The sequence below is a fragment of the Symploca atlantica LB2515 genome (assembly GCF_052546295.1).
This window is the reverse complement of the sequence record NZ_JBQWMT010000001.1, coordinates 4,880,806-4,901,269: the sequence shown is the minus strand read 5'-3', so window position 1 is coordinate 4,901,269 and position 20,464 is coordinate 4,880,806. Positions and strand designations below refer to the sequence as shown.

Annotated in this window: 21 protein-coding genes and 1 pseudogene; 9 read left to right on the top strand and 13 right to left on the bottom strand. The window is 44.0% G+C overall.

Annotation, left to right across the window (positions count from 1 at the left end; translation table 11 throughout):
• From ACT7WV_RS20355 to ACT7WV_RS20330, 6 genes are all read right to left on the bottom strand, one after another.
• Positions 1 to 1,110 carry an AAA family ATPase gene (locus tag ACT7WV_RS20355; protein WP_445104639.1) on the bottom strand — a complete coding sequence of 370 codons (1,110 nt, stop codon included), beginning with the start codon at positions 1,108 to 1,110 and terminating at the stop codon, positions 1 to 3.
• Positions 1,107 to 2,225 (bottom strand): DUF262 domain-containing protein, encoded by a 1,119-nt coding sequence (locus ACT7WV_RS20350; RefSeq protein ID WP_445104638.1) that lies wholly within the window; start codon positions 2,223 to 2,225, stop codon positions 1,107 to 1,109. The genes ACT7WV_RS20355 and ACT7WV_RS20350 overlap by 4 nt, the downstream gene beginning before the upstream one ends.
• A 167-nt stretch (positions 2,226 to 2,392) precedes the next feature.
• Entirely contained in the window at positions 2,393 to 3,796 is a 1,404-nt protein-coding gene (locus ACT7WV_RS20345) for a ferredoxin:protochlorophyllide reductase (ATP-dependent) subunit N (protein ID WP_445104637.1), read from the bottom strand.
• Positions 3,797 to 3,925: 129 nt separating this feature from the next.
• A complete protein-coding gene (gene bchL / locus ACT7WV_RS20340) occupies positions 3,926 to 4,792 on the bottom strand; it encodes a ferredoxin:protochlorophyllide reductase (ATP-dependent) iron-sulfur ATP-binding protein (protein WP_445104636.1) in 867 nt (288 codons plus the stop codon).
• A gap of 709 nt (positions 4,793 to 5,501) precedes the next feature.
• The gene (locus ACT7WV_RS20335; RefSeq protein WP_445104635.1) at positions 5,502 to 5,873 is read right to left on the bottom strand and encodes a hypothetical protein; all 372 of its coding nucleotides are present in this window, start codon (positions 5,871 to 5,873) and stop codon (positions 5,502 to 5,504) included.
• Positions 5,874 to 6,063: 190 nt separating this feature from the next.
• A complete protein-coding gene (locus ACT7WV_RS20330) occupies positions 6,064 to 6,789 on the bottom strand; it encodes an SIMPL domain-containing protein (RefSeq protein WP_445104634.1) in 726 nt (241 codons plus the stop codon).
• A 252-nt stretch (positions 6,790 to 7,041) separates the two neighbouring features.
• On the opposite strand from ACT7WV_RS20330, the gene clpB reads away from it, so the two are divergent.
• The 3 genes from clpB to ACT7WV_RS20315 all read left to right on the top strand — a co-directional run bounded on the left by clpB (position 7,042) and on the right by ACT7WV_RS20315 (position 10,258).
• Entirely contained in the window at positions 7,042 to 9,669 is a 2,628-nt protein-coding gene (gene clpB, locus ACT7WV_RS20325; RefSeq protein WP_445104633.1) for an ATP-dependent chaperone ClpB, read from the top strand.
• A 96-nt stretch (positions 9,670 to 9,765) separates the two neighbouring features.
• Positions 9,766 to 9,969: a hypothetical protein gene (locus ACT7WV_RS20320; protein WP_445104632.1), complete on the top strand. Its 204-nt coding sequence runs from the start codon at positions 9,766 to 9,768 to the stop codon at positions 9,967 to 9,969.
• A gap of 91 nt (positions 9,970 to 10,060) precedes the next feature.
• Complete coding sequence (locus ACT7WV_RS20315) at positions 10,061 to 10,258, top strand: hypothetical protein (RefSeq protein ID WP_445104631.1); 198 nt, start codon at positions 10,061 to 10,063, stop codon at positions 10,256 to 10,258.
• A gap of 258 nt (positions 10,259 to 10,516) precedes the next feature.
• Here ACT7WV_RS20315 and ACT7WV_RS20310 read toward each other — a convergent pair whose 3' ends face one another.
• Both ACT7WV_RS20310 and ACT7WV_RS20305 read right to left on the bottom strand, forming a co-directional pair.
• The gene (locus ACT7WV_RS20310; RefSeq protein WP_445104630.1) at positions 10,517 to 10,933 is read right to left on the bottom strand and encodes a hypothetical protein; all 417 of its coding nucleotides are present in this window, start codon (positions 10,931 to 10,933) and stop codon (positions 10,517 to 10,519) included.
• Positions 10,934 to 11,141: 208 nt separating this feature from the next.
• Positions 11,142 to 11,552: a hypothetical protein gene (locus ACT7WV_RS20305; protein ID WP_445104629.1), complete on the bottom strand. Its 411-nt coding sequence runs from the start codon at positions 11,550 to 11,552 to the stop codon at positions 11,142 to 11,144.
• A gap of 188 nt (positions 11,553 to 11,740) precedes the next feature.
• Between ACT7WV_RS20305 and ACT7WV_RS20300 the strand changes: the two genes are divergently transcribed.
• The 3 genes from ACT7WV_RS20300 (at position 11,741) to lpxD (ending at position 14,644) form a co-directional block, all read left to right on the top strand.
• Positions 11,741 to 13,090, top strand: coding sequence for a BaiN/RdsA family NAD(P)/FAD-dependent oxidoreductase (locus tag ACT7WV_RS20300; RefSeq protein WP_445104628.1), 1,350 nt, complete (start codon positions 11,741 to 11,743; stop codon positions 13,088 to 13,090).
• Positions 13,091 to 13,163: 73 nt separating this feature from the next.
• Positions 13,164 to 13,580, top strand: a complete 417-nt coding sequence (locus tag ACT7WV_RS20295; protein WP_445104627.1) for a hypothetical protein — start codon at positions 13,164 to 13,166, stop codon at positions 13,578 to 13,580.
• 20 nt (positions 13,581 to 13,600) lie between these two features.
• Positions 13,601 to 14,644: a UDP-3-O-(3-hydroxymyristoyl)glucosamine N-acyltransferase gene (gene lpxD, locus ACT7WV_RS20290; RefSeq protein WP_445104626.1), complete on the top strand. Its 1,044-nt coding sequence runs from the start codon at positions 13,601 to 13,603 to the stop codon at positions 14,642 to 14,644.
• A gap of 77 nt (positions 14,645 to 14,721) precedes the next feature.
• Here lpxD and ACT7WV_RS20285 read toward each other — a convergent pair whose 3' ends face one another.
• The 4 genes from ACT7WV_RS20285 to ACT7WV_RS20270 all read right to left on the bottom strand — a co-directional run bounded on the left by ACT7WV_RS20285 (position 14,722) and on the right by ACT7WV_RS20270 (position 16,370).
• Positions 14,722 to 15,273: a peroxiredoxin gene (locus ACT7WV_RS20285; RefSeq protein WP_445104625.1), complete on the bottom strand. Its 552-nt coding sequence runs from the start codon at positions 15,271 to 15,273 to the stop codon at positions 14,722 to 14,724.
• A gap of 21 nt (positions 15,274 to 15,294) precedes the next feature.
• Positions 15,295 to 15,534 carry a hypothetical protein gene (locus ACT7WV_RS20280; protein ID WP_445104624.1) on the bottom strand — a complete coding sequence of 80 codons (240 nt, stop codon included), beginning with the start codon at positions 15,532 to 15,534 and terminating at the stop codon, positions 15,295 to 15,297.
• 7 nt (positions 15,535 to 15,541) lie between these two features.
• Positions 15,542 to 15,751, bottom strand: a complete 210-nt coding sequence (locus tag ACT7WV_RS20275) for a transposase (RefSeq protein ID WP_445104623.1) — start codon at positions 15,749 to 15,751, stop codon at positions 15,542 to 15,544.
• 121 nt (positions 15,752 to 15,872) lie between these two features.
• The gene (locus ACT7WV_RS20270; RefSeq protein WP_445104622.1) at positions 15,873 to 16,370 is read right to left on the bottom strand and encodes a Spy/CpxP family protein refolding chaperone; all 498 of its coding nucleotides are present in this window, start codon (positions 16,368 to 16,370) and stop codon (positions 15,873 to 15,875) included.
• Positions 16,371 to 16,616: 246 nt separating this feature from the next.
• On the opposite strand from ACT7WV_RS20270, the gene ACT7WV_RS20265 reads away from it, so the two are divergent.
• The 3 genes and pseudogenes from ACT7WV_RS20265 to ACT7WV_RS20255 all read left to right on the top strand — a co-directional run.
• The gene (locus tag ACT7WV_RS20265) at positions 16,617 to 17,933 is read left to right on the top strand and encodes a sensor histidine kinase (RefSeq protein ID WP_445104621.1); all 1,317 of its coding nucleotides are present in this window, start codon (positions 16,617 to 16,619) and stop codon (positions 17,931 to 17,933) included.
• Entirely contained in the window at positions 17,911 to 18,543 is a 633-nt protein-coding gene (locus ACT7WV_RS20260; protein ID WP_445104620.1) for a response regulator transcription factor, read from the top strand. The genes ACT7WV_RS20265 and ACT7WV_RS20260 overlap by 23 nt, the downstream gene beginning before the upstream one ends.
• 177 nt (positions 18,544 to 18,720) lie before the next feature.
• A pseudogene (locus ACT7WV_RS20255) lies at positions 18,721 to 18,855 on the top strand (ATP-binding protein); the annotation flags it as partial.
• A gap of 61 nt (positions 18,856 to 18,916) precedes the next feature.
• On the opposite strand, the gene ACT7WV_RS20250 reads toward ACT7WV_RS20255, so the two are convergent.
• Positions 18,917 to 20,002, bottom strand: a complete 1,086-nt coding sequence (locus ACT7WV_RS20250; protein WP_445104619.1) for a fatty acid desaturase — start codon at positions 20,000 to 20,002, stop codon at positions 18,917 to 18,919.
• Between the last annotated feature and the right edge of the window lie 462 nt (positions 20,003 to 20,464).

Genomic DNA, 20,464 nt, shown 5'->3' with positions numbered 1-20,464 from the left:
TTACTCTCCGGCTGGTTCTAACAAAGCTTCCAAACTTTTATCCCATTCATCAAAGAAGCCGTCGGGCCATTGATCAATTCTGCCGTTTCGATCAATATGGGGTGATATTACTTCGGTAAAAGCTTGCCCTTTTTTCTGCTGTCGCTGGAAGTAGTGCAATTGAACATTATTAGGATTAAGTTTGCCCCCATGAACACCAAGACGAATGCCATTTAAAACATGATCGCTATGAGTTTCTATGACAACTTGAATGCCACAACTAGCTGCAAGGGCCAACAATTCTCCCATTTTTGCTTGCCCTTTGGGATGGAGATGAGCTTCTGGATTTTCAATTAAAATTAGTGTATCTGCCGTAGATGCAAGTACTGCTACAATAATTGGTAAAGTATAGGTAATTCCAAACCCTACATTTGTCGCACGGTAAGGGTTACTGTCTCCATAGGAGTATTGAAAACTCATCAAATCTACATCTGGTTTTGGAGAAATTTTGAGGCGTGTACCTGGACTAACTTCTCCCATCCATGCTTCAACTTGATCTATTAGATCCAAAGACTTTGCTTCTGGATGACTTAAACTGCTATTGGGGATAGTCTTACGTTCATTAATTGAAAGAAAGTGAGCTGCGTATTCACCTCTGATGCCTAATTGTCTACGCTGTCGTACCTGAAAATCTGACATCTCGGAAAATGGGCGAGGACCAATTCTTTCTGCTTGAAGGTAGTGGAAATTATTGCCAAAAAGACTTGATTGATAAACTTCTTGGAAATTTGCTGGTGAAGCAAGATTTAATACATCTACCTCTCGGTCATAATCGAAACGCCACAATCCCTTATTACCATCTTCCCAAGTTAGCTCAAAACTGATTGAATCCTCTTGTGCTGCTTCAAAAAGGGCATCTTGAGCCGTACCAATACAAATTAAATCACCATTAAGTGCTAATCCTACATTGGGCAATAAACCCTGTTGATAAGATTGACGTAGTAACAGCAGTGACTGCAATACTGAAGATTTACCTGTGCTATTAAGACCAGAAAGCAAGGTTAGTGGTTTAAATGCAAGAAGCTGATTGGCGAAAGCCTTAAAGTTTATTAAGCGCAGTGAGCGAATCATGAAAGTACTTCTGAAATTATTTTTTCAACGGTTCTAAATCGATATTCAACTTTGTTAGCTGCCTGAGAAATAGATTTAAGAAATTCTTTATCTTCGTCAGCGTAATGAATGAATTTATCAATCAGTTCCTGCTTTTTATTTTTTAAAATCTTAACTTCTTCAGCACTAAGATAGCTAAAGTTAACTGACCAAGCCTCAAATAATGCTTTATTGAGTGGCTGTTTTCTCTTGGTCTTTTTAGATAGTTTGCGAAAAGAATTAGCCCCAAAAACCTCTGATGCCGTATTCATTGCTTTCTTGAAATCGCTTTCGATATCGTTTAATGCTTCTTCTGTTAGATGATTAATTTTAAATAAGGCTTCACTTAAAAATGAATCTCTATCTCCATCTTGATAATTTTTATAAGAGGTTAGTCTAAATGCCAAAAATCCAAGTACAAATTCACGATCATCCATACGCTTCCTTTTTGATTCACTAAGCTCAATTACTTGCCTAAATTCTTGAGATGCGGCAAGTCTTGCTAAGAACTTAGTTGCATTACCTGGGTTTAGTGCATGGCGAATTTCTTGGTTAGAAAGAGGAGTGCCACCCGTATTAATTCGTTTGAATATGTTGTATTTAACTTCAGGTGGTGTCCCTTTTTCAATCAGATACACTGTAGGTTGAGTCTCAAGTATTCGCCGTCGGTATCTAGGTTCTAATTCATCATAGGTTTTTCCTTCAAGATTATTAAGATACTCCAATCCAGTTAGCTTAAGGGTTTTATCGCTCACAAATTGTTTGAGGACAGATAGGCGCTGTAACCCATCTACAACTAACCAGTTCTCTTCATCAGTTGCATCTACATAGAAAGCTGGTAACGGAATACGGATGAGGATAGATTCAATAAGTCTGCTTTTAACATCAGGCTTCCAGATATTAGCTTGTCGTTGAAAGTCTGGTGCTAAGTCAAGCGCTGCCTCATCGATTCGTCTTAGTAATTGCTCAATGGTTGGTTGTCTGGTAGCAATGTTAATTTTTTCAGGATCGTACTGGAAACTACGGGGTTCATATTCTTCTTCTTCTTCTTCTTTGTCTACAATATCTTCATCAAGTAGTTCTGTTTTTTCTGTCACGGCGCTTGCTCCATATCCTGTATTTGAATGCTAGCATCGACACTCTTTTCTTTTCCTTGGTATCCCATGATAAAAAAAAGAGCGATCGCGCATCGGATCACTCTTAATATGAGAAGAGATTTTTGCTTACTTCCCTCTCCTATTTTGAAGGGAGGTAAGGGGAGAGTTTAAATCTTGGCTTCTTCCTTGACTAACTTCTCCCAACCCAAATCCTTGAGATTATTATTCCGACGCAACGGACGAGTGGCTAACTCCAGAACATCACGCGCATTGGTAAAACCGTGAATTTGAGCAAAGGTAAACTCAACTGACCACTTAGTACTAATCCCACGCGCCTCTAATGGGTTAGCATGAGCCATACCAGTAATTACCAAATCAGGCTTCATTTCCTGAATCCGCTTCAACTGGTTGTAATTATCCGGCTTTTCAATAATTCTAGGATTAGGTACACCCATTTCTTGGCAAGTCTTCTCCAGCATGGTCAATTCGGCAGCTTGATAGCGCTTATCCATGTAGGGAATACCAATTTCCGGGCAACTCATACCGCAACGAATCAGAAAACGAGCCAGAGAAATCTCCAGTAGGTTATCACCCATAAAGAAGACTGACTTACCGCGTAGCAGCTTTACATAGTCTTCCAAGCCTTCCCAAATTTGTGCTTCCCGTTCTTCCAATCCTTTCGGTTCAATGCCGAACACAGAGCAGATTTTCTCAATCCAAGCACGGGTGCCATCAGGGCCAATCGGGAAAGGTGCACCAATTAGCTTACACTTACGGCGACGCATCAAAGTGCTAGCAGTACGGCTTAAGAAGGGGTTAACACCAGAGACATAATACCCTTCTTCAATCACTGGCAGCTCAGTATACCGCTTCGAGGGCATCCAACCAGAAACTTTTATGCCCTGTTTCTTCAGTTCTAGCGTCAAGTTAGTTACCACAGGGTCAGGCAATGAGCCGAACAATACTAGTGGAGGATGATCGACATACTCTGACTCTTCAGCAGCAACGTCTTCCTTCTTGCGTCCAAAGTTGAGAAGTTTGGTGATCGAATTGCGCTCTTCTTTCTCGTGTTCTACCTTGGGAGCTTCTTTGGGACACCTGTGCACCATCGATGCTAAAACAGTGTCTTCACCTTGAGTAAAGGCGTAGTCTAAACCATTGGCACGCGCTGTGACGATGGGGATACCAATCTCAGCTTCCAGTTTGGGGGCCAAGCCTTCCAAATCCATCTTGATGATTTCGGTGGTGCAGGTGCCAATCCAGACAATTACACTGGGATTGCGATCGCGTTTAATCTGCAAGCACAAGCGCTTGAGTTCTTCATAATCATTAAGCTGAGCAGAGATATCTCCTTCTTCTAACTCTGCCATTGCATAGCGTGGCTCAGCAAAAATCATCACCCCCATGGCATTCTGAAGGAAGTATCCACAAGTCTTGGTGCCAATTACCAAAAAGAAACTATCTTCAATCTTTTGGTAGAGCCAAGCAACACAGCTAATCGGGCAAAATGTGTGGTAGTTACCAGTCTCACACTCAAAATCTAGGGCCTGAGGGGATTGAGTAGCGGTCATAAAAATTCTCCTCTCCTCGTCTTTGTTAGGAAGTTTCTACAGGATTTAGCATACTGAATGTGGAAGGTTGGAAGTTTGCAGGTTGAAGGGTTAAGTTTTATAGAGAAAACCCTCAACCTGAAACTCTTCTTAGACCATCATCAGATCTACTTCTTCTTCCTCCGTCCTTGCTTGTGGCTTCTGGGGATTGAGGTAGAAGTCAGACAGCAAAGAGAACAACTCCCGATCGGGGGAATCATTGGGTACAACTCCCTCTGGACGCGCTAGAATCTGGTCAGCAATGTTGAGGTAGTAATCGCAGACATAGCTCAGGGATGGATCAGTCTCTGCCATCTCAAATAAGGTTTTACCCTTAACGCGAGAGACGCGAATATCTTCAATTAAAGGCAGAACCTCCAGCACAGGCATTGGTACTGCTTCAATATATTTCTCAATCAGGTCACGCTTAGAAGTACGATTACCAATTAAACCAGCTAAACGCAGTGGGTGGGTACGAGCTTTCTCACGGACAGATGCAGCAATTCTGTTAGCGGCAAACAAGGCATCGAAACCGTTGTCAGTGACAATCATGCAGTAGTCAGAATAGTTCAGGGGGGCTGCAAAACCGCCGCAAACTACGTCACCCAGAACGTCAAACAGAATTATGTCGTACTCATCAAAGGCGTTGAGTTCTTTGAGTAACTTTACCGTTTCACCAACAACGTAGCCACCGCAACCAGCACCAGCAGGAGGGCCACCAGCTTCTACGCAATCAACACCACCATAGCCTTTGTAGATGACATCTTCAGGCCAGACATCTTCGTAGTGGTAATCCTTTTCCTGAAGCGTATCAATAATTGTGGGAATGAGGAAACCTGTGAGGGTAAAGGTGCTGTCGTGTTTCGGATCACAACCAATTTGCAGTACTTTTTTGCCGCGCTTGGCTAGTGCTACTGAGATATTGCAGCTAGTTGTGGATTTACCGATGCCACCTTTTCCATAAACTGAGAGTTTCACGCTTTTTTGTCTCCTATCCGTTCTAAATCTAAGAATTTAATTTTTTTTGCCGCTAGGTTTGCTTGTCCGATAAGCTTTGGCACTACAAACAGCGGTTAAGGGCTTTTTCTGTTGGTGTTGATTGCATTATTGACTAACTCTGAGGGAAAGGAAAGGGGAGTTTTTGCTCAGATGGTCTCTAAAGGCTTCCTATTATCCTTATTTTCTTATTTTTAGATATTAAACACTCTAGGATAACTCTAGTTCAACGAAAAGCTATTATTTAAATATTTTATTTTTAATTTTATAAAAAGCGGTACAAAAAACAAAAGCTACTTAAAAGGATCAAAAATCTAAAATTATCTAAGTAATCCGACGAGCTGGAAGAGGAATTACTTACTGTAGTAAATAGACTTCGTAGAGCGGGTTTGAGGCAATAGCGCCTCCACTAGGTGTGGGTTTGCCTCTAAGATACTTAAACCAAAGCAGATCGTTTAATTGAGGATATATCAGAGCTTTTGCTGAAGATGCGAAGATTTTTGTAAACAAGAGTTAATTTTTTTGCTTGATTACCAAACAAGACAACAGTTAGAAGGCTAGAGGGACCAAGAGAAGCTTTAGTTGTGGGTATAGAGACCCTAAGCTGGAATTACTCGCAAAGTTATAGTGGTTGGGGTCTCTCTGACTACACCTTGAGGTGTAGTCAGTAGCAATCCAATCAAACTTTTACTCAAACGCCGCCATTGTAGCTGTCCATATCAAATAATTGACACTGTAGCCCACCTTTATCTATACACAAAGCGTAGTAGTCAATTTTGCCGACGATGCTTATACTACGCCGAACCTTTTCTCGCTTTTTGTAGAGACGTTTACGGACGGTTTCATTGGGGCAGAGAATCTGAAAAGTAATAACGCCCTCATCGTCCTCAATGCGATATAGGCAATCCTGCAAAACTGCTCGGAGGCTGCTGTCAAAAGAGCTGTGGAACCGACGCAGCTTACCAGTCAGAGTATAGTCTTCCAAAGTGCGACCAAAGGGGCATTCGCGCTCCTTTTCTTCATCGAAGGGCAAACCCTCTTCAGGGTCAAATGGCTTAACCATAGCTTTCTCACGATTCGCGAAGTCTTCATCTCTAGGATAAGAGCTTCGCAGTTTCTGGCAAGTAAACCTAGTACTCTATTACACCGATTGCGGAATTTATTTCCATTTATTTTTCAAGAGACTTGAATTAGGCGAAGGTTGAATGTCCCCCTTATCCCCCTTGTCCCCCAATTGCGCAACCCCCTAGGAGTTAGTAGCTAATTTGCAGAGTTACAGAGGCTTGCACTGTTTGCTCACCACCAATAACTGGTGTAGTAGCATCAGCAGATCTTGAGAGTTGCTCTACTTTAAACGCTCTAGGCTGGGGAGCACTGGCTCCATTAACCTGAATACTGACAATCTCCTTGGGGCTAAAATTCAAAGCCTGCAAAACAACATCTGCCGATTCTTGAGCATCGAGGATTGCCTTACGGAGAGCTTCTTTTTCTGCGGAGGAGATAGCCTGTTCGGTAGCGGTAAAACTGATACTATCAATGCGAGTGGCTCCGGCTTGAACAGCTTGATCTAGTAAAGTGCCAACTTGCTCAACACTGAGGCGAAAACTGACAGTATTAGTGCCAATATAACCGACTAAGCGCCTTTGTTGATCACTGTAGTCATAATTCGGTTGCAGGCTGATGCCCGTAGTTTGTAACTGCTTGACATCGCGAGAGCGCAGAAAATCTACCACGGCTGATGTTTGCTTGGCTACTTCCTGCTGGACTTGTGCCGCCGAAGCACCCTGCACTTCCACTCCCAGCTGTACTTGTGTCAGTGTGGCAGGAATTCTTTCTATCCCTTGTCCAGTTACTGTCAAGGTTCGCAACAGTTGTTCTTGAGCCATCACTGGATTAGTAAAAGTTAGACTGAGAAAGCTGCCAATAGCTAGCGCCATCCAGAAACGCTGCCGAGGTAAGCTAAATTGACGACTCTGCATCCTTCGCTCCTTCCCTCCTTCAATAGTCACACAAACTTCACTTTTGCCCAAAGTGACAGAAGAGGGACACGCCCTCCTCAACTAATAAACCTTTAAGTTACAACCTTTGTCCGGATATTTTGGACAAAATCAGCGATTAATTCATCTAGTGGGCGGCAATACCCCTTAAGGAAGACGTGAAGACCGATCCAGCGTATCACGTCCACTTTTTTAGAATTATGACAGACAGTTAGAGGAAAGATCTATTAAAAGATGCAACCTACTAATCCCAATCAATTTACAGAAAAAGCCTGGGAAGCGATCGCTCAAACTCCAGATATCGCTAAAGTTGCCCAGCAGCAACAAATTGAGAGCGAACACTTGATGAAAGCATTGCTAGAACAAAGCGGACTAGCCAGTAGCATTCTCAACAAAGCAGAAGTGCCAGTACAGCAGGTGCAGCAAGCTGTAGAAGACTTCATGCAAAGCCACCCCAAGGTTTCTGGCAGCACCAGCTCTATTTATCTCGGACGCAGCCTAGAGAGCCTTTTAGATCGAGCTGATTCTTATCGTAAAGACTATGAAGACGATTACATTTCTATTGAGCATCTAATGCTAGGTTACGTCAAAGACGAACGCTTCGGCAAAGCCTTATTCAAAGACTTTAAACTAACAGAAAAGAAGCTCAAAACTACGATTGCCCAGATTCGGGGGAACCAGAAAGTGACCGACCAAAACCCAGAAGGCAAATATGAAGCCTTAGAAAGATATGGACGTGACTTGACACAAGCAGCGCGGGAAGGCAAACTCGACCCGGTAATTGGTCGCGATGACGAGATTCGCCGCACAATTCAAATTCTTTCTCGTCGGACTAAAAATAACCCCGTGCTAATTGGGGAACCGGGAGTTGGTAAAACGGCAATTGCAGAAGGGTTGGCCCAGCGGATTGTGGCCGGAGATGTACCCCAATCCCTCAAAGATCGGAAATTGATTGCTCTGGATATGGGCGCACTGATTGCTGGTGCCAAGTTCCGTGGCGAATTTGAAGAGCGCCTCAAAGCGGTTCTCAAAGAAGTTACCGACTCCCAAGGTCAAATTATCATGTTCATCGACGAAATCCACACCGTCGTTGGTGCTGGCGCTACTCAAGGCGCGATGGATGCGGGAAACTTGCTTAAACCCATGTTGGCTAGAGGTGAGTTGCGCTGTATTGGTGCCACAACCCTTGATGAGTATCGCAAGTACATTGAAAAAGATGCAGCTTTAGAACGCCGCTTCCAACAGGTTTATGTAGATCAACCCAGTGTAGAAGATACAGTTTCGATTTTACGGGGACTCAAAGAACGCTATGAAGTGCATCATGGTGTCAAAATTGCTGACAATGCCCTAGTAGCAGCCGCTACCTTATCTACTCGCTATATTAGCGATCGCTTTTTGCCGGACAAAGCGATTGACTTAGTAGACGAGGCCGCAGCACGGCTAAAAATGGAGATTACCTCCAAACCAGAAGAACTCGACGAAATCGACCGTAAAATCCTGCAACTAGAAATGGAGCGCCTGTCACTGCAAAAGGAAAGCGACCCCGCTTCCTTAGAAAGACTAGAAAGACTGGAAAAAGAACTGGCTGATCTCAAAGAAGAGCAACACACCTTAAACGCTCAATGGCAGTCAGAAAAAGACATCATTGACCGCATTCAAGGCATTAAAGAAGAGATTGACCGAGTTAATGTGGAAATCCAGCAAGCTGAGCGTGACTACGACCTCAATCGGGCTGCCGAGTTAAAATACGGTAAGTTAACCGAGTTGCAAAAATCCCTCTCTGCCACGGAAGAGCAGCTCTCAGACACTCAAACTAGTGGTAAGTCTCTGTTGCGGGAGGAAGTAACAGAAGCTGACATTGCTGAGATTATCTCTAAGTGGACAGGCATTCCCATCAGCAAGCTAGTGGAGTCGGAGAAAGAGAAGCTACTGAACCTGGAAGACGAATTGCACAGGCGGGTAGTTGGTCAGGAAGAAGCAGTCACTGCTGTTGCTGATGCCATTCAGCGATCGCGTGCTGGTTTAGCTGATCCTAATCGACCCACTGCTAGTTTTATCTTCCTCGGCCCCACTGGCGTAGGTAAGACAGAACTTGCCAAAGCTCTTGCTGCTTATCTATTCGACACCGAAGACGCTATAGTGCGGATTGATATGTCCGAATATATGGAGAAGCACGCCGTCTCGCGACTAATTGGCGCTCCTCCCGGATACGTTGGTTACGAAGAAGGCGGGCAACTGACAGAAGCCATCCGCAGACGACCTTATGCCGTGGTTCTGTTTGACGAAATCGAGAAAGCACACCCCGATGTCTTTAATGTGATGTTGCAAATTCTGGATGATGGTCGTGTCACTGATGCTCAGGGTCACACGGTAGACTTCAAGAACAGCATCATTATTATGACTAGTAACATCGGTTCCCAGTACATTCTGGATGTTTCCGGTGATGACTCTCAATACGAGGAAATGCAGAGTCGAGTCATGGAGGTAATGCGCTCTAGTTTCCGTCCAGAGTTCCTCAACCGGATTGACGAGGTAATTATCTTCCACGCCTTGCAAAAACATCAGTTGCGCTACATTGTCCAATTGCAAACTCAGCGCTTAGAAGAAAGACTAGCAGAGCGCAAGATGTCCCTGAAGCTTTCAGACAAATCCCTGGACTTTTTGGCAGAAGTGGGTTACGACCCAGTTTTTGGGGCAAGACCCCTCAAGCGAGCCATCCAAAGAGAACTCGAAACCCAAATTGCTAAGGGCATTCTTCGGGGCGAGTTCCAGGACGGAGATACAATTTTCGTCGATGTCGAGAACGAACGCCTTGCCTTCAAGCGCTTGCCAGCAGAGCTATTAACTACTCAGTCCAGCTAATGTCAAGGCTTGATGCTAATGTGATACAGGTTGCGTTGCGGCGCGACCTGTGTTTTTTTTATTTATGATTATTTAGTTATTTCAGGAGTCATATTTGTGAGTCAGCAACCTAATCAAGGAGTAACGGTATTTCTGTATATTCTTGGTATTTCCGTAGGCATTGCTTTATTGCTAGCTGCTGTCGTTTTGTTGCTGATCGGAATAGGTGTTATTCAGCAAGTTCCGAGTGCCGTTATCTGGGCTCTTGGCTTGTTTGCTGTCGGCATTGGTATCCTAGTTGGTATCGGTATGAGGCGATAGTAATTATTGATAAGCTTAAGGGTAGCCATACACAAGGCACCGAGAAGGATCAATAGCTTAGCAAGTTCACCAGCTAGATAAATTATTAACCATGAGTTCCTCTCCTCCCTCCGATACTCTGAAATTTGCCTACACCTTTGGCATTACTCTGGCAATCACAGTTTTCGTATATTTACTCAGAGGCTTTGGTTTATTAACTTTTATTCCTGGCGGTGTAATTTATCTATTAATCTTGCTCTCGATTGCCACAGGAATTATTTACGGCATCCAAAAAACACGACGTTATTGATCATGAGTCAATATCTATCGTTTTCCCATTTTCCTGCTCCCACAGTTGATGCTACCGCCGTATGGCTGATGGCGATCGCTTAATTGTTTCCTTGGCGTAGCTTTAGCCACAAGGTTTAGCAATCAAGTTAAGGTACAAAACAACAGACTTAGTTAATCAAAAGTCTGGCGTTACAACCAAACCTCTATATCCCCTTTCTGTCCCTAGAGAGTGACGTCAATTTTCTACTGACAATTTTCAAATTACTCTTCATTTTGTCTAAAGTTTTCTTACTAGTGCCACTCTGCCAAAGCGAGGATCTAAATCAATTCCCACAACCTCAAGAGGGTAAGTTGATTTACCATCACTACAGGGAAAAGAATAAACTTTGATTTCTCCTGCCTGTTGAGATACACATTGCTTAAAGATAGCTTTTCTTTGAGCAGGAGGTAAGAAAGTATCACCTCCTATTTTTAAAGCCGCTTCATTATAGAAAGAAAGTTGACCTTCGTGATTGAGGATGCCGGAAGGTTCTTTAAATTGCTCACACCACCTCATAGCCAAAAACCATTTAGCTTCCGAAAGTCTTTGATATACTCTGTTCGGGTTGGGATGTTGCAAAACCTGGTATCCCCCATCGCAGGAGAGAATGGTTCCGCCTAAAAACCCAAATATTGTACCAATTGTGTCACTCATATCTTGGGAACTCCATCTCTCGTCCGTTAAGGAGTGTCAATATCTTATCCGTGGCTGATATGAGTAACCTCAAATTCTCTGAATTAATTAAGAGAGTAAGGCTAGCTACCGAAAAATAAGCTTACTACGCAGAAAATAACGGCTTAAATAGCAAATTGATTGCCTCCAGAATGCCAGTTCTGGAGGCTTGTTTTTTAGCTATTCTTGGCTAGTTTCCCTGTTCTTGTCTATGCTCACCTCGATGCGCTTCTCTCTGCTGGCGCAGTTGTTGGAGTTGCTCCTCCGTTAAGACTTCTTCCATTTGCTTTCGGGCTGATTGATGAACCTCTCGCATTTGGTTTCGCTGCTCCTCGGTAAGGTTGAGAGCTTTCATCGCCCTTCGTCCCTGTTGACGCTGTTCCCTGATGTTTTGGAACTGCTGTGCTTGTTCGGGAGAGAGAATAGTCTCAATTTGAGAGTCGGCATTTTCTCGGATTTGATCTAACTGAGTTTGTTGCTCAGAAGTAAGGTTGAGGTTGGAAAATTTACCAGGCCCTCCCTGGGCATTGGCTATCATCGGAGCAGCAGAGATGGCAATTGCGGCAACGCCAGCGAGCAGAGGAAACAGTTTGATTTTCATAGTGCTAAATTCTTGATGCGCTTACTCGGACTGATTGGTGTTTGATGTCTTAATCCTAAAAGCAGCACTAGTTAAACCACATGAGGCGCAAGACCTAAATTAATCCAGGACTTTAGTCCTATTTAAAATATGACTGGGTGTGTCCTGTTTGCGGAGCAGAACAAGAGGATTTTGCAGCACAATAGAGATTGTTAGTTTCCTTCGTCGGTGCTCTATTGGCTTTGCAACCTCTACAAATTGTCGTAATCGGCGGCGGTGCTGCCGGTTTTTTCGGGGCAATTACCTGTGCTCAAGCCCATCCTCACAGCCAAGTCACTTTACTAGAAGCGGGGCGTCAACCCTTATCTAAGGTGCGTATCTCTGGTGGTGGGCGCTGTAATGTTACTCATGCTTGCTTTGAGCCTGCCCTGTTAGTGCAAGCTTATCCGAGGGGCAGTAAAGCGTTGCGGGGTGCTTTAACGCGCTTTCAACCTAAAGATACTATTGCTTGGTTTGAAGCCCACGGGGTTCAGTTGAAAACTGAGGCAGATGGGCGGATGTTTCCCATCACTGATAGTTCAGACACGATTGTTGATTGTCTATTCCAGGCTGCGCAAGAAGCCGGAGTAAAGGTGTGTACTAGCATGGCAGTCAAGTCAGTTTCGCGACAAGTTCCAGCCACTTCTCTCAATACCCTCAGTCAAAATCATTCCCTCTCGACCACTGTTGAGGAAAGTCAGGAGAATCAACAGCAAAAACCGCTAGCAGGGTTCGAGATAAGCTTAAAAAATGGTGAGATAATCAAATGCGATCGCCTTCTCATCGCTACTGGCGGCAATCCCCAAGGCTACCGCTGGGTAAAAGATTTGGGTCACAAAATCGAATCACCTGTTCCCTCTCTCTTCACCTTTAATCTTCCTGACCCCCGTTTGCAAGATTTAGCTGGAGTTAGTGTTGGTGATGCCTGTCTGCGTTTACTGGATGCGGGTAAAAGCCTCAAGGAACAAACTGGGCCGTTACTGATCACTCACTGGGGTTTGAGTGGCCCTGCGGTTCTTAAACTGTCCGCTTGGGGGGCAAGATTTCTACAGGAAAATAATTATAGAACCAGCTTGATTATTAATTGGTTACCCCAATATAACCAAGAAAAATTACGCCCACTACTGCTTAAGGTCAAGTCCCAACTTTCCCGGCGCTTCATTGCTACTAGTTGCCCTGTACCTATCCCCAAGCGTCTTTGGCTTAGTCTGATTACCTATGCAGGTATTGGGGAACAACAACGCTGGGCAGACTTATCGAAAAAATCCTTAAATCAGCTAGTTGAAGAACTAACTCAAGGACTATACCAGATTCAAGGTAAAGGTGTATTTAAAGAAGAATTTGTTACCTGTGGTGGTATTAATTTAAAAGAAGTGAATTTCAAAACAATGGAAAGTCGTATTTGTCCAGGGCTTTACTTTGCCGGAGAAATCCTGGATATTGATGGCGTTACTGGTGGATTTAACTTCCAAAGTGCTTGGACAACAGCCTGGTTAGCTGGTCAGGCAATGGGTAGCTGAGATTAAGCTAATTTATTGGCTTCACCTGCCACTAGATAACTATCGGTATGTATTTGTTAATCAGTACTAACCTATGAATCGCCTTAAACAAATATCGCTATATTTAACCGCTGGTGCTGTTGGTGCACTGGTCAATAGTTTAGTGGTGTGGGCGGCTGGAACCACGGGATTAACTGCTGCTTTGGGAGCAAAAATTGCCCCTACTCTCACACCTCCCTGGCTATATCAGCGTTTGATTTGGGGTGCACTTTGGGGATTGCTGTTCTTTATACCGATGAAGCGCACCTTTAATACTAGAAAAAATATTGTTAGACGAGGTTTATTAGTTTCACTCGGCCCCACATTAGCGCAATTATTGTTCTTTTTTCCCTCAACTGGAAAAGGTTGGCTAGGTATTCAACTAGGTGTCATTGTGCCGCTATTGGTAATTATATTTAATGCCATTTGGGGAATCGTTGCAGCAGCTTGGATAGAAACAGCAAAAGGTTAAAATCAATCGCGCCTAAATCAATGAAGTTTAGTGAAATTGTTCAAAAATTAGATTCAGCAGCACAGTGCAATAGTTTGAGTGTTCAGGCAGATTTAGACCCGCTAATTACTGGTGTGGCATCTGTTGACCAAGCCTCTAACAGCACCCTGAGTTACATAGAGGGAGCAAAGTTTGCCCCTATGGTAGGTACAACAACTGCTAGCGCCTTGATTTTGCCAAGGGACGAAACCTTACAAGCACAAGCCACGGCACGGCGTATTGCTTGGATTGGGGCATCTGAACCAAGATTATTGTTTGCCAAAGCGATCGCACTTTTCTATCAATCCTGGCAACCATCACCAGAAATTCACCCCACGGCTGTCATCCACCCCAATGCCCAGTTGGGTCACAATATCTACATTGGTCCCCATGTAGTGATTCAGGTAGGGGTCAAGATTGGTGATGGTGTCTGTATTCATCCCAATGTGGTGATTTATCCAGAAGTGCAAATTGGCGATCGCACTATCTTACACGCCAATTGCACTATCCATGAACGGGCGAGAATTGGGGCAGATTGTGTGATTCACAGTGGTGCTGTAGTTGGGGCAGAAGGTTTTGGTTTTGTCCCTACTCCAAACGGCTGGCTGAAAATGGAACAATCTGGCTGTACGGTTTTAGAAGATGGTGTTGAAGTTGGTTGCAATACCACCATTGACCGCCCAGCAGTCGGAGAAACACGGATTAGCCGCAATACCAAGATTGATAATTTGGTGCAAATTGGTCACGGTTGCCAGGTAGGGGAAAACTGCGCTTTGGCGGCCCAAGTAGGATTAGCTGGTGGTGTGAAAGTTGGCAACAGAGTGATTCTGGCAGGTCAAGTAGGGGTTGCCAATCAAGCAAAAATTGGAGATGGTGCGATCGCTACTGCCAAAACCGGTGTCCATAAAGATGTCCAACCGGGCACTATTGTCAGTGGTTATCCGGCTGTTGCTCACAAAATTTATCTCAAAGCCTCGGCAATTTACCAGCGCCTACCAGAAATGTATCAAACCCTGAGGCGGGTTCAGCAGTCTTTAAAAGATTGAAAATGGAAAGTAGCTCAAGGAAAATAGTTGATGGTTAATTAAATTCTATTTTCTATTGGCTATTTTCCATTTGCCTCTTATGCTGATTGCAACTCATCCAAACGGGCGAGTACTTCTTCCGAGTGAATTGCTGGCCTAACACCAAGAAACTTCTCCCGGAGAACGCCTTTGGAGTCGATGATGTAGGTGTGGCGTAGAGAAATGAAGCCCATCCAAGAACCGTAGGCTTGGCTAACAGTACCATCAGTATCGGCTAATAGGGGAAATTTTAAACCTTCTGAATCACAAAATTCGGCGTGGGAGTCAACATCGTCGGCACTAACACCCAAAATCTGGACGTTTCTGTTGAGGTACTTGGCTAAGTCTTGCTGAAACCGACGAGCTTCTAAGGTGCAACCGGAGGTAAAATCTTTGGGATAGAAGTAGAGAACTACCCACTTACCCCGATAGTCAGAAAGGGAAACTTCGCCATCACCAGTGTTAGTCGGTAAGGTGAATTGTGGGGCGGGTTGGTTCAGAGGCGGCTGTGGTCCACCAAGGGCAAAGGCATCTGAGGTGAAGTTAAACCAGCTAAGGCAGATGAGGAAGCTAGCTAAGAGTGTACTGAGAAAAGCGCGACGGGAAATCATGGTAAAAACGGAAAGCTTTACTTAACATAAGTTTACAATTTCCTGGGGCTTCAACGCCAATCCCCCTGTACTGTAAAAGCTGCCCAATAATAGTGAGACTGCCATTGCTGAGATTTTCACATTTTTGGTTGTGCGGATCTCCCGACGGATATGGGATTTTGCCCTTCCTGAAGCATCTTTTGGTAGAATTTTGCCATTAAAGCGCTGCGCGGTGGTGAATTTACAGATACCAGAACGCAGCAGAGGCAGCTTCGTGAACATTAAAATCCTATGATGGTAACTCTTTTCTCATGGCTGTCTTCACTTTATGCCACCAATGTTCAATGGAGTTAAAATCCGGAGCATAACTCGCTAAAAAGAGTAAATTACAGCCAGCTTTTTCTCTCAGTTCTTTGATTGGAGTTGACCGATAAAAAGGAGCATTATCCATAATAATTACCTGTCCGGGTTGGACTTTAGGTAACAAACACTTCGACAAACAAGCCTCAATTAACGAGACTAGTATTATCCCTCTTTTGTCACTAGAGGGAATTTTATCAATCCAGGTTATTTCAGCCTAGGAGAAATCAACGTTTCAAGCCAAAATAACCAAAGAGAGATTATTTGCCGCGAGAACCTTGATGGCGTCCTCGGCGCTGACTCATCAACTCGGCCATTTGACTACGTTGTTGGGGAGTTAGCACTTCTCGGACACTCAGCATCATTTCAAACCGTTGATCTGCTAATTGCTGATGCAGACGCTGAAGTTCCTGATGCTGTTGCCGCAACTGGTCAGATGTTGCTGATTCACTGGTGAGAAGCGATCGCATTTGTTCCTGAGCTTGCTGCATTTGTTGGCGCAACCCCTCTGCTGCGGTTTTAGACTGTTCCTGAATAGTACGGATTTGCTCGGTTTGCTCTGTATTAAGATCTAGCTCTTGCAACCATCTTTGCTCTCTAGGGCCTTCTGGTCGCTCTCCACCCGGAGGAGCATCCGGTGGCGGGGGCAGTTGAGCCACAGTTTGGCTATTTTGATTCAATTGAGCAACGGCCAAGGTGCCACTCATAAGTAAAAATAAGGGGACTGTGGATAACAGAATAGTTCGACGTAGAGTCATGGTAGGTATTTCTTGAGCAGAGGGTTAAATTAATCAGTCGCCAAAAAGTTGATCTTGCTTGGCGAACAACCTCATCCTAGGTAATTAGACTGTGGAGTTACCTGGATCGTAACTCCTAAATTTAGTGCAACTAAGGTACTAATTGAATCTAGGACTTTTGACCTAGTTAATTGTGCAACTCTAGAGCCTGAAAGATTTTGAAGCTTTATCTTATAGTTAGTCGTGGGTTATGAGCTATTGCTGGTTATGCCAAGGCTGTTCGGAATCAAACATCCATTTCGCCTCTTGCTCTATTTAGAGTGGATTTTGCTTGGCATTGCAATATTGGCTGTGTTTTCATCACTTCATCCACCGCCACCCCATTCACTACCTCCACCTGGTAGCTTGAGGCCACCTCGAATACCACCCCATTGGGGAGTGCGCTCTCCCCTGGGTGTCTTAGCCAGTATTGGCGCTTTGGGACTGCTTGGCTTAAGACTACCTGTAGGTTCTCGTCTCTCTCAAGGACTTTACACGAGTTTGGGCTTTGGCTTGAGCTGGTTAGCCGTGTTGGTGGGAGGACGAGGCAGAAGCTTTTTCCCTGCACTACTACTAATTGTAGTAATTCGTGCCTGCCTGATGTTTCCTTGGTACGGACGCTTAATCGTGGCAGTTTTCGCCTATGCTTCATTTCTGCTGTTGCTGCTGACAAGAATTGATGTTTTAGGTCTTTTCTCTGGTAGATCACCGTCTCCAAAATTTTCAGGCATGCCGTCTGAGTTGGTTCAAAGTGTGGTGATTAATTTAACCCTAAATTCTGCCATACTATTCGGTTTAGTACTCGTATTTGTGCTGCTATTAGTTGGGGCATTAGTAGCAGAAAAACAAAGCCGTCAGGACTTAGCATTTGCCAATCGTCGCTTGCGTCAGTATGCTTTACTAATTGAAGACCAAGCCACTTTACAGGAAAGAAACCGCATTGCCCGCGAGATTCATGATTCAGTAGGACATTTTCTTACAGCTCAAAGTATTCAGCTAGAAAATGTGGCGATGCTCTTACCAAAAGATGTTCAACAGGCAGATAATTATCTACAAACAGCCAGACAACTAGGCAGAGAAGCCCTACGGAACGTCCGCCAATCAGTAGCTACTTTGCGTACTAATCCTTTGCAAGGACAATCATTACTGACTGCTTTAGCCAAACTGATCCAAGATTTTGAACAAACAACTAATATTAAATTTAACTCAAATATTAACCTCACCTCCCCTTTACCTATAGAATTTTCTACAGCATTGTACCGCATAGTTCAAGAAGCCCTGACCAATATTTCTCGACATAGTGAGGCAACTCAAGTTCGCCTGGAACTCAGGGAAGAAACTAGGAGAATCTACCTAGAATTGGCAGATAATGGTAGAGGTTTTGAGCCCACTGAAAATACAACGGGGTTTGGCTTACAGGGAATGCGCGAGCGTGCGGAGGCGTTGGGGGGCAACTTCTGTGTGCACAGCCAGCCGTCTCAAGGTTGCCAAATACATGTTGAACTTCCCTTAGCAAAAAAAGATGATCCGCATCTTACTAGTTGACGATCAGTACCTTGTCCGTGAGGGACTACGCAGTTTATTGCAAGCCAAGCCCGATATAGAGGTGATTGGTGAGGCCGAAAATGGTAAAGTGGCAGTTGAGCAGGCTCTCTCACTACAACCAGATGTAGTGCTGATGGATGTACGCATGCCGGTAATGGACGGAGTTGCTGCTACCCGTACACTTCATCAACAAGTCCCTGAAATCAAAGTTTTGGTATTGACTACCTTTGATGATGATGAATACGTTGCTCAAGCAATACGCTCTGGAGCCAAAGGTTATCTCCTCAAGGATACTCCCTCCCAAGAGTTGGCAGAAGCAATCCGCGCCGTTCACAAAGGCTATACTCAACTAGGGCCAGGGCTGTTGGAGAAAGTGATGATTACAACTGTGGCAGTTAAACCTCCTCCTGAGTTAGCTCAGCTAACCCCTAGAGAACAGGAAGTATTGCAATTAATTGCCACAGGATGCAGTAACCGTGAAATTGCTAAAGTCCTCTATATCTCTGAGCGCACCGTCAAAAATCATGTAAATAGTATCCTGAGTCGTCTTAATTTACGCGATCGCACTCAGGCAGCAATTTTTGCGACAACACTACAGAGGAATGAGTAACTCTCTTGCCCAAGATAGTTTGGTAATTGCTCTATTTATCTTCAATGAGATGTTATTAAAAAGTCACTTATAGCTATCCTAGATAAATTGTGAAAACTTGATGTTTTATCTCTTGTACATCTGTGGTTAATTTTTTTTACCACTATATTCAAGCAGCAACTTGAGGGAATATTGCCATTAAGAGGATATCTAGAGCCCCGTACCAATGGCATTTTAGAGGCAATTAACCAGGAACTTTTAGAACCTGCCGTTAAGAAACTCAAACAGCACCGCTACCAGGGACTCGTGATCATCGTCGATAATCTTGACCAAAATTGACTGAGCTAACCCCACTTGTAATCTTGATTCAAGTGGGGTTAGTTCACACTATTGATTAATCTGCAGTAATCTCGTTTTTCGAGCGGTGGTAAACCATTGCTCCCGTATCTGGGACAAAATGGCAGCTACGATAAGAGCGCCAGTATTCCTGCCAAATTGATTGATTCGATGCTCGGTAGTAGTCGCCCAAAATTGGTTTGATAGCCTCAGTTGCCGTTTTCAGATGGTAATGGGGCATGCTGAGGAATATATGGTGAGCAACATGGGTGCCGATATTATGGTGAATGTTATTGAACAATCCATAATCACGGTCAATAGTCGAAAGAGCACCTTTGAGGAAGTACCAGTCTTTACCACGATACCAGGGAATATCTGGCTCTGTGTGATGGAGAAAGGTTACTAAGTCCAGCCAGACGACAAAAACTACATAAGGACCGAGATAATATTTCAGCAGGAACAGCCAGCCGAACTGGTAAGTTAGACAGGCTAAAAAGCCTACCATCAAAACCCAACAGATGGTACTCGTGATCACATCCCACTTTTCTGATGGTTTAAACAGAGGACTATCTGGTAAAAAATGGGAACCAGCTTCTCTGTCAGGAGAACGTCTAAACAGGTAAAGCGGATAGACAAAAAGCAATACCTCAAAGCGCAAAAGCTTTTCCCACCAGCTCATACTCTGATACTTGGTTTCGGTGACAGGGTACCAGCTTTCGTCGGTGTCAATATTGCCAGTATTTTGGTGGTGAGTTCTGTGGCTAATGCGCCAACCATGGAAGGGAACGAGAATGGGGGTATGAGAAAGATGACCAATCAGGTTATTGAGCCATTTGTGGCGTGAGAAGGAACCGTGTCCACAATCATGTCCAACGACAAATAGCGCCCAAAACATAGTGCCTTGCATTAGACAGAATACTGGCCATAACCACCAAGAATCAAAAAAAAAGGCCATCCCGTAGAGGAGACCAATGATTGAGATATCTAGGAAGAAGTAAAAAAGTGATTTCCCCGGAGATGGCTCAAAGCAATAGTCCGGAATAGCAGATTTTAGCTGTTGTAGGGTGAAGGGAAGTTCTGAGGGACGACTATTTAGTGATTTCTCTTCAGAAGGGCTGTTTAACTCAACGAGATTTAGTTGCACTTAGTTTTTATTTTGACTTGGCTGTAGACAACAGCGACCATTCTAACCCCCAAAATCCGAGATTGGTTTACACTCAGACCAATCTAATTTTCTGTATATTTTGATACTTTTTATTGAGTTTTTTGTGCTCGAGCGGCTTGACTCCGTGCCATTGATGCCAATTGTGTAAATAATTGTTACCAATAGCGACACGAAACATAAAAGTTAGTCATTAAAAGTGAGAACTATTTAGCAGCTCAAAACGACAGAGTTATTGGTTGATAGACAGGAGTGACTCAGTTACTTAATTTATGGTTATGTCGGTTCATGGTGACAATGCACTTAATCAATTACCCCCTGTAGTTCCCTTCACTAACAAGGACGGCGACAGTCAGGGGTTAAATAAAGTGCAACTTCATAAAAAATTGGTATCAGAAGAATCAAAATAACAGTAATAGTATCAATTAGTCTTAAACAGCCTAG

What these genes read in the sequence shown, in the direction of transcription:
- ACT7WV_RS20355 (WP_445104639.1), bottom strand. Translation starts at nt 1,110, where the DNA reads ATGATTCGCTCACTGCGCTTAATAAACTTTAAGGCTTTCGCCAATCAG.
- ACT7WV_RS20345 (WP_445104637.1), bottom strand. Translation starts at nt 3,796, where the DNA reads ATGACCGCTACTCAATCCCCTCAGGCCCTAGATTTTGAGTGTGAGACT.
- ACT7WV_RS20335 (WP_445104635.1), bottom strand. Translation starts at nt 5,873, where the DNA reads ATGGTTAAGCCATTTGACCCTGAAGAGGGTTTGCCCTTCGATGAAGAA.
- ACT7WV_RS20330 (WP_445104634.1), bottom strand. Translation starts at nt 6,789, where the DNA reads ATGCAGAGTCGTCAATTTAGCTTACCTCGGCAGCGTTTCTGGATGGCG.
- clpB (WP_445104633.1), top strand. Translation starts at nt 7,042, where the DNA reads ATGCAACCTACTAATCCCAATCAATTTACAGAAAAAGCCTGGGAAGCG.
- ACT7WV_RS20315 (WP_445104631.1), top strand. Translation starts at nt 10,061, where the DNA reads ATGAGTTCCTCTCCTCCCTCCGATACTCTGAAATTTGCCTACACCTTT.
- ACT7WV_RS20310 (WP_445104630.1), bottom strand. Translation starts at nt 10,933, where the DNA reads ATGAGTGACACAATTGGTACAATATTTGGGTTTTTAGGCGGAACCATT.
- ACT7WV_RS20305 (WP_445104629.1), bottom strand. Translation starts at nt 11,552, where the DNA reads ATGAAAATCAAACTGTTTCCTCTGCTCGCTGGCGTTGCCGCAATTGCC.
- ACT7WV_RS20295 (WP_445104627.1), top strand. Translation starts at nt 13,164, where the DNA reads ATGAATCGCCTTAAACAAATATCGCTATATTTAACCGCTGGTGCTGTT.
- lpxD (WP_445104626.1), top strand. Translation starts at nt 13,601, where the DNA reads ATGAAGTTTAGTGAAATTGTTCAAAAATTAGATTCAGCAGCACAGTGC.
- ACT7WV_RS20285 (WP_445104625.1), bottom strand. Translation starts at nt 15,273, where the DNA reads ATGATTTCCCGTCGCGCTTTTCTCAGTACACTCTTAGCTAGCTTCCTC.
- ACT7WV_RS20280 (WP_445104624.1), bottom strand. Translation starts at nt 15,534, where the DNA reads ATGTTCACGAAGCTGCCTCTGCTGCGTTCTGGTATCTGTAAATTCACC.
- ACT7WV_RS20270 (WP_445104622.1), bottom strand. Translation starts at nt 16,370, where the DNA reads ATGACTCTACGTCGAACTATTCTGTTATCCACAGTCCCCTTATTTTTA.
- ACT7WV_RS20265 (WP_445104621.1), top strand. Translation starts at nt 16,617, where the DNA reads ATGCCAAGGCTGTTCGGAATCAAACATCCATTTCGCCTCTTGCTCTAT.
- ACT7WV_RS20260 (WP_445104620.1), top strand. Translation starts at nt 17,911, where the DNA reads ATGATCCGCATCTTACTAGTTGACGATCAGTACCTTGTCCGTGAGGGA.